Here is a 14,353-nt window from a genome sequence, read left to right as displayed (position 1 = left end):
TCAATCTAATTCCCAAAAGTAGTTAAAATGCGGGCAGTTTTACAAAGAGTTACACAAGCTAGTTGCGTTGTTAATGGCGAAGTAACAGGACAAATAAATACGGGCTTTTTGGTTTTGTTGGGCATTGAAGATGCTGATACAACAGACGATTTAGATTGGCTTGCGCAAAAAATAGTTGGGATGCGGGTTTTTTCTGATGAAAACGATTTAATGAATAAGGCACTGGCCGATGTTGATGGCGGCATTTTACTAATCAGCCAGTTCACATTATTTGCTGCCACCAAAAAAGGTAACCGACCAGGTTTTACCAGAGCAGCAAAACCCATTGTAGCTATTCCCCTGTACGAGCAAATGATTATTAAACTTTCTGCTTTGCTAGGCAAAAAAGTTGAAACCGGAATTTTTGGGGCAGATATGAAAATCAGCTTACTAAATGATGGACCAGTAACGATTTTAATCGATACTAAAAACAAAGAATAAAATGAAGAACAGTAATTCTCTTTTGATTGAGCGGGCTTCACTTATCGGATTTGTTCTCCTAAAATTTATTTTAAGCTATGCATTAGCTAACTCGGTTTACGAACTTCACCGTGATGAATTTCTACACCTCGACCAAGCCAATCACCTTGCCGCTGGTTATACTTCTGTTCCTCCACTAACTTCGTTATTTTCATTGATCATAAAATTTCTAGGGAATGGTGTTTTTTGGGTAAAATTTATGCCAACGCTATTTGGTGCGTTAACAATGGTTTTTGGGTGGCTTATTGTTGATAAGTTAAAAGGAAATCTATTTGCAAAATGCTTGCTAGCCGTTGCTTTTATTTTTTCTGCTTTTCTAAGAATTAACATTTTGTACCAGCCAAACTCTTTTGATGTTTTAGCCTGGACAGCTATATTTTATTTCCTGTTATGTTATTACGAAAATAATAAACCTAACTACCTATATGCTTTCGCCGTTTGGATTGCACTGGGTTTTTTGAACAAATACAATGTTATGTTCTTGGTATTTGGTTTGTTGCCTGCAATATTAATTACACCAAACCGCACAATTTTTACAAATAGGCACCTATATTTCGCCATTCTATTGGCGCTAATAATCATTGCACCAAATGTTATCTGGCAAATAAACCACAACTTCCCGGTAATTAGTCATATGCAAGAGCTTGCCGAAACACAACTGGTGCATGTAAAGCGATCTGACTTTTTTAAAGAGCAGATATTATTTTTTATAACTGATATTTTTGTTTTGGTTGCTGCATTTGTCGGTTTTGCTATTTACAAACCATTTCGTAAACATCTATGGGTAATTTTCACTTACATTTTTACATTAATCATTTTCAGTTATTTCAATGCAAAATCTTATTATGCTCTGAGTTTATATCCGGTTTTACTGGCATTTGGAAGTGTATTTATTAGCATTATTTCTACCAAAAAGTATGCTTTACGAACGGTTCTATTTGTATTTATAGTTGGCATGTGCGTGTACATTACGCCTATTATTATGCCTGTTTATTCGCCTGTTAAAATCATAGAAAATCACAATCGATTTGAGCGAGTTGGCGCTTTACGATGGGAAGATGGAGAAAACCATAACCTACCACAAGACTTTGCAGATATGCAAGGTTGGAAAGAACTAGCTCATTTAACAGACATCGCTTATGCAAAGGTTAAAGATAAATCGGCTGTGGTTGTGCGTACAGATAATTACGGACAAGCTGGTGCAATAAATTATTATTCGAAATTTAAGGATATCAATGCAGTATCATACAATGCTGATTACCTGTATTGGTTTAAAATAGATAAGCCAATTAAAGATTTAATATTAGTACGAGAAATTAACGAAGAAGACCCGCAAAGGAAAAAAGAGCAACCCTTGTTTGATAAGATAATTAAAGTTGGCGAGGTGAAGAATCCTTATGCAAGAGAAAAAGGTACTGCAGTTTTTCTTTTACAAGGTGCTAAAATAGATGTTAATAGCAGATTACAACAAGAAATACAAGAAAGAAAACATGACCATTAACGAAGCGCAACAAACGGTAGATAACTGGATAAACACCACAGGGATTAGATACTTTAATGAACTTACCAATACCGCAATCTTGATGGAGGAAGTTGGCGAAGTGGCCAGAATTATGGCTAGAAAGTATGGAGAACAATCATTTAAAAAAGGTGATGAGGAGGTGAATTTGGCGGATGAAATGGCGGACGTACTATTTGTATTAATTTGCCTTGCTAATCAGACCGGAATTGATTTGACAGATGCCTTAGAGAAAAACCTTCAAAAGAAAACCATCCGTGATGCAGACAGGCATAAAAATAATGAAAAGATAAATCCTTCTAAAATTTAAGAATTGAAGTAGAATATAACCTTCTATAATCCTAAGGTTATACAAATTCCATTAATGTTCTATAAGCAACAAAGCGATTTTTAAACTTATCGTTTAAATCTGCTTGCAGAGCTGGCGCAAAATTATCTACGTAATTGTTGTAATTCTCTAAGCTTTCTGCAACATATTGTGCACAATACGTAACACCTTCATTTGGAGAATCTAAAACCTTTAAAAGTCGATTTGACACAAACATACCGGTTGCCATTACTTCTGGTATATGAACATCCTGCATCCATTGCAACCATTCGTTTGCAGCTGCATCATCTAAAATCAAAGTAACATTGTATAATAACATGGTGCAAAGATAAAAAATAAGCTAGCCGAAATTAGAATCAATAATCATTTTGTTGTAGCTGTGCGATTAAAATATTTTTTTATTGTTCAGATAATCATAAATTTTTCGAACTTAGAGGTCTAAGTACAAAATATCTTTTCATCCCTAAATGGAAAACTTTCGTCTCTACAGATTTTTCAAAGCTTTTGTTATTATTGGCTTTTTAACAATGGTTTGCTTTTTTGCATTTGCATCAGAAGACAGGCATGTTTTTGCTAGTAATTTATTTTTACGTACGCTAGCCGATTTATACTCATTTTTCCAGTTCCCAACGCATACTTTCTTATTTAATTTTTTGGGTTCTCACCTTGGGCTGTACTTTTTAGGTTTGGTAATAAATTCGGCTTTTTATGCCTTTATCATAGAAAGTGGAATTGCCATTGAGACATCTTATCGCGATAAAAAGAAGAAGCAAGAAGCTTAAACGCCATCACCTCTCAAATTTCTAAACCTTTTTCTTGCTTCGGCACTAAACATACTGCCTGGGTAATCGGTTATCAATTTTTGAAAATAGATTTTCGCCTCGGCAATATTATTTAATTTCTTTTCGTACAAATCGGCAAGAGTAAATAAAGCATCATCCGTCCAAATGCCATCTTTAAAATCATCTGTTACCTTTTTTAATATTACTGCCGCTTCGGCATAATCATCGGCTTTAATTAAAATTTTAGCCTTGCTCATTAAAATTGCATCGCCTAAACCATTTTGAGGATATTTCACTAAAATGCTATCTAGTTTTTTTATGGCCTGTTGAGGTAAGTTTCTGAAAATAAGCATCTCTGCATCTGCATACATTTTAAGTGCATTGCTATCGATAGGTGTTTGAATATTATCCGATATCAGTAAGCTTAAGTTTAATGCATCATTAGCAATTAGTTGTGAAGTGGCCGCTTTTAAAACCAAACATTGGCTGTTACTGTACTCAAAATTACCCTGATAAAAAGATAGTTTTGCACTTCTATATCTTGCCTCATTGCCTATGGCTTGTCCTTCAAATTGTTTACTTACTTGTTCATAAACCAAAAAGGCTTCCCAAGGTTGGTTTGTTAAGATGTAAATATCACCTAAATCTAATTTTAGTTGGCCAACCTCTACCGCACTTATGCCGGGCAGTTTAATAGCATCTTCAAGGGCAACTTCAGCCTTTTCTGGCTGTTTTAAATAGTATGATTGTAATGTTGCCAGCTTTTTTATTGCAAAGAGCGTGTTTTTATTTTTGCCATTTTCATCTAACAAAATTTGATAATCTTTAGCCAATAAATCCAAATTGGCAGCGTCGTACTTTCCTTTGGTTTGAATGCTGTATTTTGTATTGAGCATCTCAATTTTAGCAGGCAAATAGTATTGGTTTTCCTTACCCTTGGTTAGTAAATATTCATAAGCCTTTATCGCTGTTTCGTATGCGCCATTATCTACAAACGTGTAAATTGCATTAAATAAAGTGCCTCCATCGGCTTTTGTTCTTTTATCAAAAGCAATTAATTGGCGCAATGCCATATCGTATTCCTGCTGCTGAATGTAGTTCCATGTTAATAGCTGGATATAAATTTCGGCATCAGGTTCTTTCTGAACTTTCTTTAAAATTCCTGCCTGGAAAGTTTGATAATCAGATTTATCTTCAAAAAGCATGGCCAATACGGCTTCAGCTTGTGGCAATAGTTGCGGATTTGTAGGTAGAATATCCAAGTATTCCTGCATCAACATAGGTTTATCTTTTTTAAACCTATAAATATTTAAAAGCTCATAGGCAAAAGCTTTTTCATCATTCATTAATTTCCTGCCTTGTTTAAAGGTTTGAATCGCATATTCATAATTTTCGAAACGATAAAAACTATTGGCCAGCATCCTAATTTTAAATTCATCTTTAGGCATTTTGGCAATTACATCTGTAAAAATTTTATTTGCAGCAGAAGCATCACCTTTTTCTTGATATAACTTGCCCAAAGCGATAGAATACATCTCTGATTGAGGCGATTGTTTAATTTGCTTTTTTACAATTTTTTCGGCAACATCATACTTCTTCAGCTTTAGCAAAGTGTTAAAATAAATATCGAAGTAACCCTCATTATTTGGGCTTTGAAAAAGTTTTTCAAAAATTACAGCAGCCTTTTCGTAATCGCCTTCTTGGTAATATTGTATGGCTAATGAACTTTCATCAGGAATTATTTGCCTGTTCTGCCGAAGGTTTTGTGCGTTCGCAGAGATACAGAAAAATAGAATAATGATGAAGATGTTGCGTTTCATATCCACAAGTTAAAAGATTTAAATGTAACATTTTAATACCTATTTACTTAAAGCATTGGCAGGTATAAAACGTATTTTAAATGTTACCTGTATTTTATTTTGTGTGTTTATTTTAAATACTAAATTGTAACCAATCGTTGTTTAAGGCAATAAACAATAAGTAACATTGTTACTGTATTTTATGGTTAAACTGTAAGGTTGTTATATTTTTGGTATCCCGAAGGAATTGTTTATGTGGAATAGAATTTTATTATTGGTTTTAGTGGCTTCTATTTGGGCTTGCAAGGGCACCAAAGAGGAGAATACTATACCCGTAGATAACTTTTTTAGAACACAAGATAAAGCTTATTATCATGTTTCGCCTGACGGTAAAAGCTTATCATACCTTAAGTTACAAGATAAAAAACTCGATTTATTTGTAGAAAATATCGAAACCGGTGTGATAAATCAGCTTACTCATTTAAATGAAAAAAGCATTAGTTTTTACTTTTGGACGAGCAATAACGAACTGATTTATTATACAGAAGATGAATCTAAAGAGCGAAAATCAGACTTATTTGTTGTAAGCAAAGATGGCAAAACACAAAAGCAATTAAGTGCTAACGAAAAAACCAGAGTAAGGGTTATCGAGGATCAGCTTATTGATGATAAATACATCATTGTAGCTTCGAACAAGAGAGATTCTACTGTTTTTGATGTTTACCGTTTAAATGTTCGTACTGGTAAAATGGACATTGCTGCAAAAAACCCTGGCAATGTTACCGAATGGGTTACAGATAATAAAGGAATTTTAAAAATTGCCGTGGCCAGTGATGGTGTTAATGAAACTTTGCTATATCGTGAAAATGAAAGCTTGCCATTTAAGCCAGTTATTACCAACAATTTTGAAACTACACTACAACCTGTTGCATTTTCGGAAAACGAAAAGGATGTGCTTTTTGCCATTTCGAATGTTAATCGAGATAAAAATGCTTTGGTTGCTTTAGATTTAAAATCGGGCAAGGAGAAAAAAGTACTTTTTGCAAATGACACATTAAATGTTGTTGATGCAAAATATTCGAAGGCAAAAAAGAAAATGATTTTTGTGACTTGCGAAAGCTGGAAGAAAGAAAAATATTATCTTGATGATAGTACGCAAGTTAAGTATGCAGCAATTGATAAACTCTTGCCAAATACGGAATGGCGAATAATGGATAAGGATAAAAACGACAATGTGTTTGTGATACGTACTTATACCGACAAAAACCCAGGTTCGTATTATGTTTACGTTTCTAGCCAAAATAAACTAAAAAAACTTGCCGATATAAATCCCTCTATCAATGAAAAAGATATGAGTGAAATGAAACCCATTAGTTATAAAAGTAGAGATGGGTTAACAATAAATGGTTACCTAACCTTGCCTAATGGTAAAAAACCAACCAATTTGCCCGTAGTGGTTTTGCCACATAGCGGTCCAGGAGGAAGAAACACTTGGGGATATAATGCTGATGTACAATTTTTGGCAAATAGAGGTTACGCCGTGTTACAGGTTAATTATCGGGGTTCATCGGGTTATGGCAAATCGTTTTATGCCGCCGGTTTTAAACAATGGAGCGATAAAATTCAAGAAGATGTTAACGATGGCGTTAAATGGTTAATTCAGAAAAAAATTGCTAACCCTAAAAAAGTCGCTATTTATGGTAACGGTTTAGGAGGTTTTATAGCGCTAAATTGTTTGTATAAAAATCCTGATATTTATAACTGTGGTGGTTCAAATTCTGGTGTAATTAGTTTATTTAGCTATTTAACAACCATACCGCCGTTTTTAAAATCGAACCTGCAAATGTATTACGAAATTTTTGGCAACCCCGAAACTGACACCGATTACACTCGTTTTGCGTCGCCGGTTTTTCATGCAGATAGATTTAAGGCACCCGTTTTTATTGCTCAAAACCCGAAAGACCCACGTGTAAATGTTGCGCAAGGTGTACAATTTGTAAAAGAGCTTAAAAAAAGAAATGTTCCTGTAACCTACATCGAAAAAGAAGAAGGACCAAACCCTGTACTTAGGCAACAAGGCAGAACTGCATTATATAAAGCCCTTGAAGGTTTTTTACAAGAAAACCTGGATAAGAAGTAGATTATGTCTTTGGAGAAGAAGAATGGGTATCGTAAAAATTTCTCACTGAGTGTTACTTTTATTGCGCTCATATCCATCCTGTTTGTATTATCATTATTTCTTGCTTTTAATTATAGTAAAAAATCTATAGAGAACGAGTTTGTATCAGAAAAGGTTAATGTTTTAGAAGAAAGCATAAAATCTTACAGCGAGTTCTTCCAAAATAAAATGCCTGAAGTTTCTTATTACAATGGCTTTTTAGATTCGGCTACGGCATCGAAATTTGTTGATACCGTAATTGTAAAATTTCCTTTTGTAGATAAGGTAATGTTTTACGATTCGGAGGTAAAAAATGTCCCTGTAAGAGATGGCGTTAATGTTGGCCAGCTTTCTATCGGCCCGAAATCTATATTCCAGTTTGGCAAAAACGTAAATCCCGATTCTATTAAATTATTTTCTGAACAAGATAGGCGTTCTTTTAGGGTTGATGACGATTTTAACAGTATGGCTTTAAAGCTGGTTCGATTTATCGACCAGTTGGATACCGCTTCTGTGCCAACTCAAGAAGAGTTATTTACCAATTTTTCTGTAGTTCTATCCAACAAAATTACATACCTGAATATTCCAAGACGTGAAGATTTAAAAGTGTATAAGCAGATGTTGCAAAGCAAATTAAATCCTGCACCGATTTATCAGCAGGATATGCTTGTATTCCATCTCAACCCAAAAAAAATCAAAATCATAAACACACGCCCGCTGCTTTATCAAATTATTCGGGTAGAGCCACTTACTTATGATCCTATTGATACTTCTGATGAAAATATCACAACAGAAATAGCACTTCCGGGAGCGTTTTCTGATTTTAAACTTTATTTCACTTCATCAAAATCATACATTAAAAAAGAGATTTTTATATATTTTATGCCAATTGCCTTGGTGTTGTTGTTGGTTTACGGTGTGCTTTTACTGGTGGCGTTTTTAATATATCGAAATTTAAATGTGAATAGTAAAATGTTTAAGCTTCAGTACGATTTCGTTAATAATCTTACGCACGAATTTAAAACGCCTGTTAGTGTAATTAAAATTGCAGGAAACAATATTAAAAGTGCTGCTGTTTTAAGCTTAAAAGAGCAACAGTTATATGGTAAGATTTTAGATGAAGAAGCCGATAAACTAAACGGTTTAATGAATAAATTACTTGCCTTTACACAAATAGAAAATAAGGCAATTATATTAAACCGAGAGGAAGTTAACATTGAAGATTTTATTGAAAGTACTATTGAATCGCACACGTTAAAACACCCCGATTTTGTTATGACTTACGAGGTGGTTGGCTTTAAAACTTTTATTACAGACCCAGTTTTGTTAGGCAGTTTGTTTGATAACCTGGCAGAAAATGCTTACAAATACTCTAACCCGGGCAACAAAAAATTAAACATCAGCGCAAAGCTCATTAAAGGTGTTTTAGTGTTTCGTTTTGCAGATAAAGGAATCGGTATTCCTTCTTCAGAATTAAATAATATCTTTAAGAAGTTTTTCAGAATACAAAATGAATATAACCAAATGGGCAGTGTTGGATTAGGTTTGGCATTTTGCAAAGAACTGGTTAATTTTATGCAAGGCGAAATTACCGTTAAAAGTAAAGTTGGCCTTGGCACCGAATTTAAAATTGTACTGCCATTTAATAATTAAAAAATTAAGAATATTGTAATGTTGCAATGTTAAGTGATAAATGTAATTACTAAACGTTAAAACCATTTAGCTTAACAACCTTTCAACTTCCTAACCCTATAATAAAACACAAATGTCTAAAGAAGTAAAAATATTAATTGTAGAGGATGATGAGAATCTTCGTTTTTTGGTAGCACACCGTTTAAAAACTGAAGGTTATATTGTACTAGAAGCAAATGATGGCGAAGCAGGCGAGCGAATGATTATGGCAGACCAACCTGATATTGTTTTATTGGATTGGATGATGCCTGAAAAACAAGGCGCTGAAGTTTGCGAAAGCGTTCGTAAACAAGGTTTTGAGAATTTGATTATAATGATGACTGCCAAAGCGCAAGATGTAGATAAAATTGATGCATACAATTTTGGTGCTTCTGATTACATCACTAAACCATTTAATATGGATGTTTTGGTTGCGATGTTAGAGAGTAAAGTGAAATTCATTGTGAACAAAGATATGGCCGAAATTCACCGTTTTGGCAATATGGAGCATCACCCAAACATTCATACTTTATTTAGAGAAGGCAAAAAAATAGAACTTACCATTTTAGAAAATCGTATTCTACTTTATTTTTTACGTAACCCAGGTAAGGTGATTAATCGAGATGAATTAATGTTAGTGGTTTGGGGATATAACTCTGATGTAAATACACGTACATTGGATATGCACATTGTACGTTTACGTAAAAAGATAGAATTGAACCCTGATAACCCACAATTATTGCAAACGGTTAGAGGAGTTGGCTATCGATTTAACGCAGGATAGGTTGAATGATTGAATGAATTGAAGAATGTGATTAGCAAATAAGTAGATATGTTGTGCCTTCGTCATTGCAAGGCACGGAGCAATCTACTTAACTGCTTAAATTATCCATGAGAACAGATTAAAGTAAAAACATTAAGGTTGGAGTTTTCTATATCGATTTGGTTGGAATGAGAAAAATGTAATTTGGTTAATAGTCTAACTGAATGATGGTTTTCATTATGAACAGATGCGACTACTTTTTGAAATTCTAACTCCTGAAATGCATATTCAATAACTGCTCTTATTGCTTCCGTCATTAAACCTTGCCCTTGAAATTGTGGTATAAGTTCATACCCAATTTCGCAACTATTTTCTTTTGCAGAAAAGTCGAAAAGGCAAATTGTACCAATAAATGTTTGCGTATTGGTTAAGCAAATCGCCCAATAAACAGAGTTATTGTTAGTAGTGTTACTATTAACATTATAAATAAAGTTTATTGCATCTTCAATTTTTTTACTAGGTTCTCTGTTCAGGTATTTATTTACTTCGGCATTAGAACGCAACGCAAAAACACCTTGACCATCATCTAGTGACAATTGTCTAAGTGTGAGCCTTTCAGTAGCTATTAATGGAAAAGGATTGAAATTTCTATTTACCATTCTGTCATAAAATTAGCTAAACATTCACTAATTCAATCATTGAAAATTCACTAATTACCTATGCCCTTTTTAATGTAAAAACTGTTATCTCTGGTAATACACCAACTCTTCCCGGATAACCTAAAAATCCGTAGCCAACATTAACATAAAGTTGTTGTTTTTGCTCCTGATATAAACCCGCCCATTCTTTATAAATATACTGAACCGGGCTCCATTGATATTCTTTTAACCGCACTCCAAACTGCATTCCATGGGTGTGTCCGCTGAACATAGCATCTATTTGAGGATATTTCTTTAAGACCTCTCCACGCCAGTGCGATGGATCATGACTTAGTAAAAGCTTAACTGGTAAATCGTCAGTATTTTCAACCGCTAGCTCCATTTTACCATATTTTGGAAAGCGCCCCATTCCCCAATTTTCAATACCTAAAATTCCTATTTCCTCACCATCAACTTTTAACCTGCGGTTTTCATTCATTAACAAATCATAACCCATTATCTTGTGTACATCAATAATGTCTTTAAGGTTTTTTGCTTTAGCGGGCGATGATTCTCTTCCATAATAATAATCGCCATAATCATGGTTACCAAGTGTTGAATAAACACCGAGTGGTGCTTTTACTTTCGCAAAAATATCCTGATATTCTCTTACCTCATTGGTTAAATTATTAACTAAATCTCCTGTAAAAAACACAAAATCCGGTTTTTCAGACATTAGCAAATCTACCCCACCCTTAACGGCTGTTTTATTATAAAAACTACCAGAATGTATGTCAGAAATTTGTGCCATTGTAATGCCATCAAATGCCTTCGGTAAATTCGGAAGAATAAGATTAACACGCCTAATCTGATAATCATAAGCCCCAGAAATGATACCCCAGCTTAGTGATGTAAGGGGAACTGCTGCGGCAACCAAACCAGCTTTAACCAGAAATTCGGATCTCGAAATTGGCTCTGCTTCACTTATGGGCTGATCTTGAATAATTTCCTTCTTTTTGAAAAGCTTTACTACTAACCTTCGTAAATCATCCAAAACCAAGAAAGGCAACATTGCCATTTTACAAGCAACTGTTAAGAAAAATGCTACCAGAATTATTGCTCTTAATGTTAAGAAGAGATTTAAATATATTCCCGCAAAAACCCCAAGGATTAATAAAATGCTGAAGCTCCAATATACAATCGTAAAGATTTTTTTGGTTTTTGGTTTCCAGCTTTTAAACACAGCGATAATTGCCTTGAAGCAGTAAATATCAAAAGCGATGATGAATATGCATGCGGCGATGATGAAAGGTAATCTTCCCATGTTAAAGGGTTATGGTTTAAATAAAAAGCTTCGACACATTTCCATCCCGAAGAAATAAAAATCTGTCAAAGCTAAAATAATAATATTTAAAATAGTTTTTTGATTTTGTGTTTAGAAGCTCTTTAAACTGAAAGCTAAACTATCTAAAATCGTCCTCGTCTTCTTCCTCATCAAATTCGGCATTAAATAAGCTGCCAAACATATCGCTAAATCCAAAGCCACCATTTAAAAAGTTTTTACTCAATTGCGAATATTCTGCCAATCCATGAAGCACAAATTCCATTAAAAGTAAAGTTTGGTTTTCGCTCAATTTTGGGTGGAATTTCTTAACCAAATCGTAAAGACTAGGAACCGACATTAACACCTTTTTGTATTCGGCATTTGATAAAGTATCCGTAACATCTAAATTATTTCCATCGGTAAACCATTCTGTAATTTCTGTATATGGGTTTGCAGTTTTAGATTTTTTAGCCTTTTCTGGGTCTGGAAAATAACGGGAAAAGAGCGTTTTAACAGCTTTGCCAATTAGCGTTGTGGCCACATGTGCAGGTCCTTCCAATTCACCTTCATAAACCAATTCTATTTTTCCGGTAATTGCTGGTACAATTCCAGCCAAATCAGCCAAACGAACTACTGTGTTTTTCTCACCAGAAATTAACATTCTACGTTCAGCGGTACTAATTAAATTTTCGTAAGCTGATATGGTTAACCGGGCTGAAACACCCGATTTTTGGTCGATGTATTCACTTTTACGAGCTTCAAAAGCAATTTGCTCAATTAAATCTTTTACTAAACCATCCGCCTCAATATTCTCTCTTTGCTCTTTAGTAAGTTTAGCTTCCTGAAAAGTTATTTTACGAGAAACTTCGATACTTTTTGGATAGTGTGTTAAAATCTGACTTTCAATTCTATCTTTCAGTGGCGTTACAATGCTTCCACGATTGGTGTAATCTTCCGGATTGGCAGTAAATACAAACTGAATGTCAAGCGGTAAACGCAATTTGAAACCTCGTATCTGAATATCCTTTTCCTGCAGCATATTAAAAAGTGCTACTTGAATACGAGCTTGCAAATCTGGTAATTCATTAATAACAAAAATGCTTCGGTGCGCCCGAGGGATTAAGCCAAAGTGAATTACACGTTCATCATTATATGTTAATTTTAAAGTAGCCGCTTTTATTGGGTCAACATCGCCAATTAAATCGGCAACCGTAACATCTGGCGTTGCCAATTTCTCGGTATAACGCTCGCTTCTGTGTAACCAAGCTATTTCTGTTGCATCACCTTTGGTTGCAATTTCGTTTTTTGCATACCACGAAATTGGATTCAATGGATCATCAAAAATCTCACTTCCTGCAACATACGGCACATATTCATCTAATAAATTGACCATCAAACGGGCAATCCTGGTTTTCGCTTGTCCGCGTAAACCCAAAAGCAGAATATTATGTCGTGATAAGATTGCAGTTTGCAATTCCGGAATTACAGTTTCATCATAACCAATAATGCCTTCAAACTCTGCCTTATTACCTTTTAATTGTTTAATTAAATTCTCTCTTAGCTCTTCCTTAACCGATCTTGATTTATATCCAGTGGTTTTTAATTCGCCTAATGTAATGTTTTGCATATAATTATGTTACCTCTTATGTTTTATAAGTTACAGGATAAGTTTGTACAATTTTGATTCGTTCTACCAAATAAAACCCCGTAACCTTTAACTCTATTTAACTGTTTTCCTTCTATTCTTTATGTAATCTTCAAAAATGTATTCGCCTAAGCCATTTAAAGAACTGTAAAAAGCTCTGCCGCCGTTAATTTCAGTAAACTGACGAACGAATTGTTGCAGATATGGGTCTTTAGCAATCATAAATGTAGTAATGGGAATCTTCAATCGCTTGCATTGAGCAGCCATATTTAAGGTTTTGTTAATTACCTTTCTATCCAAACCCATACTATTTTTGTAGTACTTTCCATTCTCTTTCAAACAGGTAGGTTTTCCATCTGTAATCATAAAAATTTGTTTGTTATGGGTTTTTCTTCGGCGAAGTAAATCGGCTGCCAATTCCAAACCTGCGTAGGTGTTGGTGTGGTAAGGTCCAACCTGCAAATAAGGTAAATCCTTTACCGAAATTGGCCACGCATCATTTCCAAAAACTACAATATCCAAAGTATCTTTAGGGTATTTTGTTTTTATCAATTCGGCTAAAGCCATGGCAACTTTTTTGGCTGGTGTAATTCTGTCTTCGCCATACAAAATCATCGAGTGCGAAATATCAATCATTAACACAGTAGAAGTTAAAGTTTTAAAATCCTTTTCTTCTACTTCTAAATCTCTGTCTGTTAAAGTAAAATCGCCAATTCCATGGTTAATTTGCGCATTTTGAATCGAGGCAGTCATGTCGATTTGGTCTAAACTATCACCAAAACTGTACTCTCTCCTATCAGCATTTTTTTCCTCACCAACACCAGATTGGTTGCTATTGTGATTACCTCTGCCCGATTTTTTTAGTTTCCCAAAAATTTCATCTAAAGCCGATTTACGAATGGTTTGTTCGGTTTTGGCTGTAATCTTAAATTCACCAGATTTGTTATCTTTTGTTAGGTAACCTTTATCTTTTAAATCATCGATAAAATTTCCAATACCATAATCATTATTGGTTAATTTATATTGTTTGTCGAGTTCATTTAGCCAGCTTAAAGCCTCTGCTGCATCACCTGCTGTATAATTTAGCAACTCGCTAAATAATTTCAGCAACTCATCGAACCCACCTTTTGGCTTATCGCCAGGCTTATAATCAGAAAAACGGAAACCTCTCATGTGTCTTTAATAACGAATTAATAAAGATAAAAGT

The 14,353-nt window shown here is 34.4% G+C and carries 13 protein-coding genes; 7 read left to right on the top strand and 6 right to left on the bottom strand.

What is annotated here, in order from left to right; all coding sequences use genetic code 11:
* The first annotated feature begins 27 nt into the window (after positions 1-27).
* Genes dtd through ACFOWA_RS18825 form a run of 3 tightly spaced genes read left to right on the top strand, consistent with a single transcriptional unit; the run spans position 28 to position 2,348 of the window.
* Positions 28-480: a D-aminoacyl-tRNA deacylase gene (gene dtd / locus ACFOWA_RS18835; RefSeq protein WP_378988304.1), complete on the top strand. Its 453-nt coding sequence runs from the start codon at positions 28-30 to the stop codon at positions 478-480.
* 1 nt (position 481) lies between these two features.
* A complete protein-coding gene (locus tag ACFOWA_RS18830) occupies positions 482-2,020 on the top strand; it encodes a glycosyltransferase family 39 protein (protein WP_378988301.1) in 1,539 nt (512 codons plus the stop codon).
* Entirely contained in the window at positions 2,010-2,348 is a 339-nt protein-coding gene (locus ACFOWA_RS18825) for a nucleotide pyrophosphohydrolase (RefSeq protein WP_378988298.1), read from the top strand. The genes ACFOWA_RS18830 and ACFOWA_RS18825 overlap by 11 nt, the downstream gene beginning before the upstream one ends.
* A 37-nt stretch (positions 2,349-2,385) precedes the next feature.
* Here the strand turns inward: ACFOWA_RS18825 and ACFOWA_RS18820 are convergent, their stop codons facing one another.
* A complete protein-coding gene (locus ACFOWA_RS18820) occupies positions 2,386-2,685 on the bottom strand; it encodes a DUF4286 family protein (protein WP_378988295.1) in 300 nt (99 codons plus the stop codon).
* Positions 2,686-2,833: 148 nt separating this feature from the next.
* On the opposite strand from ACFOWA_RS18820, the gene ACFOWA_RS18815 reads away from it, so the two are divergent.
* A complete protein-coding gene (locus tag ACFOWA_RS18815; RefSeq protein ID WP_378988292.1) occupies positions 2,834-3,148 on the top strand; it encodes a hypothetical protein in 315 nt (104 codons plus the stop codon).
* Here the strand turns inward: ACFOWA_RS18815 and ACFOWA_RS18810 are convergent.
* The gene (locus ACFOWA_RS18810; protein WP_378988289.1) at positions 3,145-4,968 is read right to left on the bottom strand and encodes a tetratricopeptide repeat protein; all 1,824 of its coding nucleotides are present in this window, start codon (positions 4,966-4,968) and stop codon (positions 3,145-3,147) included. The genes ACFOWA_RS18815 and ACFOWA_RS18810 overlap by 4 nt on opposite strands.
* A 232-nt stretch (positions 4,969-5,200) precedes the next feature.
* On the opposite strand from ACFOWA_RS18810, the gene ACFOWA_RS18805 reads away from it, so the two are divergent.
* The 3 genes from ACFOWA_RS18805 (at position 5,201) to ACFOWA_RS18795 (ending at position 9,560) form a co-directional block, all read left to right on the top strand.
* A complete protein-coding gene (locus ACFOWA_RS18805) occupies positions 5,201-7,087 on the top strand; it encodes a S9 family peptidase (RefSeq protein WP_378988286.1) in 1,887 nt (628 codons plus the stop codon).
* Between the two features lie 3 nt (positions 7,088-7,090).
* Positions 7,091-8,758, top strand: a complete 1,668-nt coding sequence (locus ACFOWA_RS18800) for a sensor histidine kinase (RefSeq protein ID WP_378988283.1) — start codon at positions 7,091-7,093, stop codon at positions 8,756-8,758.
* Between the two features lie 112 nt (positions 8,759-8,870).
* On the top strand, positions 8,871-9,560 hold the full coding sequence (locus ACFOWA_RS18795) for a response regulator transcription factor (RefSeq protein ID WP_378988280.1): 690 nt from the start codon (positions 8,871-8,873) through the stop codon (positions 9,558-9,560).
* Positions 9,561-9,661: 101 nt separating this feature from the next.
* Here the strand turns inward: ACFOWA_RS18795 and ACFOWA_RS18790 are convergent, their stop codons facing one another.
* The 4 genes from ACFOWA_RS18790 to ACFOWA_RS18775 all read right to left on the bottom strand — a co-directional run bounded on the left by ACFOWA_RS18790 (position 9,662) and on the right by ACFOWA_RS18775 (position 14,319).
* On the bottom strand, positions 9,662-10,198 hold the full coding sequence (locus ACFOWA_RS18790; protein WP_378988277.1) for a GNAT family N-acetyltransferase: 537 nt from the start codon (positions 10,196-10,198) through the stop codon (positions 9,662-9,664).
* Between the two features lie 58 nt (positions 10,199-10,256).
* Positions 10,257-11,501, bottom strand: a complete 1,245-nt coding sequence (locus tag ACFOWA_RS18785) for a metallophosphoesterase (protein WP_378988274.1) — start codon at positions 11,499-11,501, stop codon at positions 10,257-10,259.
* Between the two features lie 139 nt (positions 11,502-11,640).
* Positions 11,641-13,128, bottom strand: a complete 1,488-nt coding sequence (locus ACFOWA_RS18780) for a magnesium chelatase (RefSeq protein ID WP_378988271.1) — start codon at positions 13,126-13,128, stop codon at positions 11,641-11,643.
* A 93-nt stretch (positions 13,129-13,221) separates the two neighbouring features.
* The gene (locus tag ACFOWA_RS18775; RefSeq protein WP_378988269.1) at positions 13,222-14,319 is read right to left on the bottom strand and encodes a vWA domain-containing protein; all 1,098 of its coding nucleotides are present in this window, start codon (positions 14,317-14,319) and stop codon (positions 13,222-13,224) included.
* Positions 14,320-14,353: the final 34 nt, after the last annotated feature.

Origin of the sequence: Pedobacter lithocola, from assembly GCF_042650845.1 — a bacterium.
In the GTDB taxonomy this organism is placed as follows: domain Bacteria; phylum Bacteroidota; class Bacteroidia; order Sphingobacteriales; family Sphingobacteriaceae; genus Pedobacter; species Pedobacter lithocola.
This window is presented reverse-complemented; position numbering and strand designations above follow the sequence as displayed.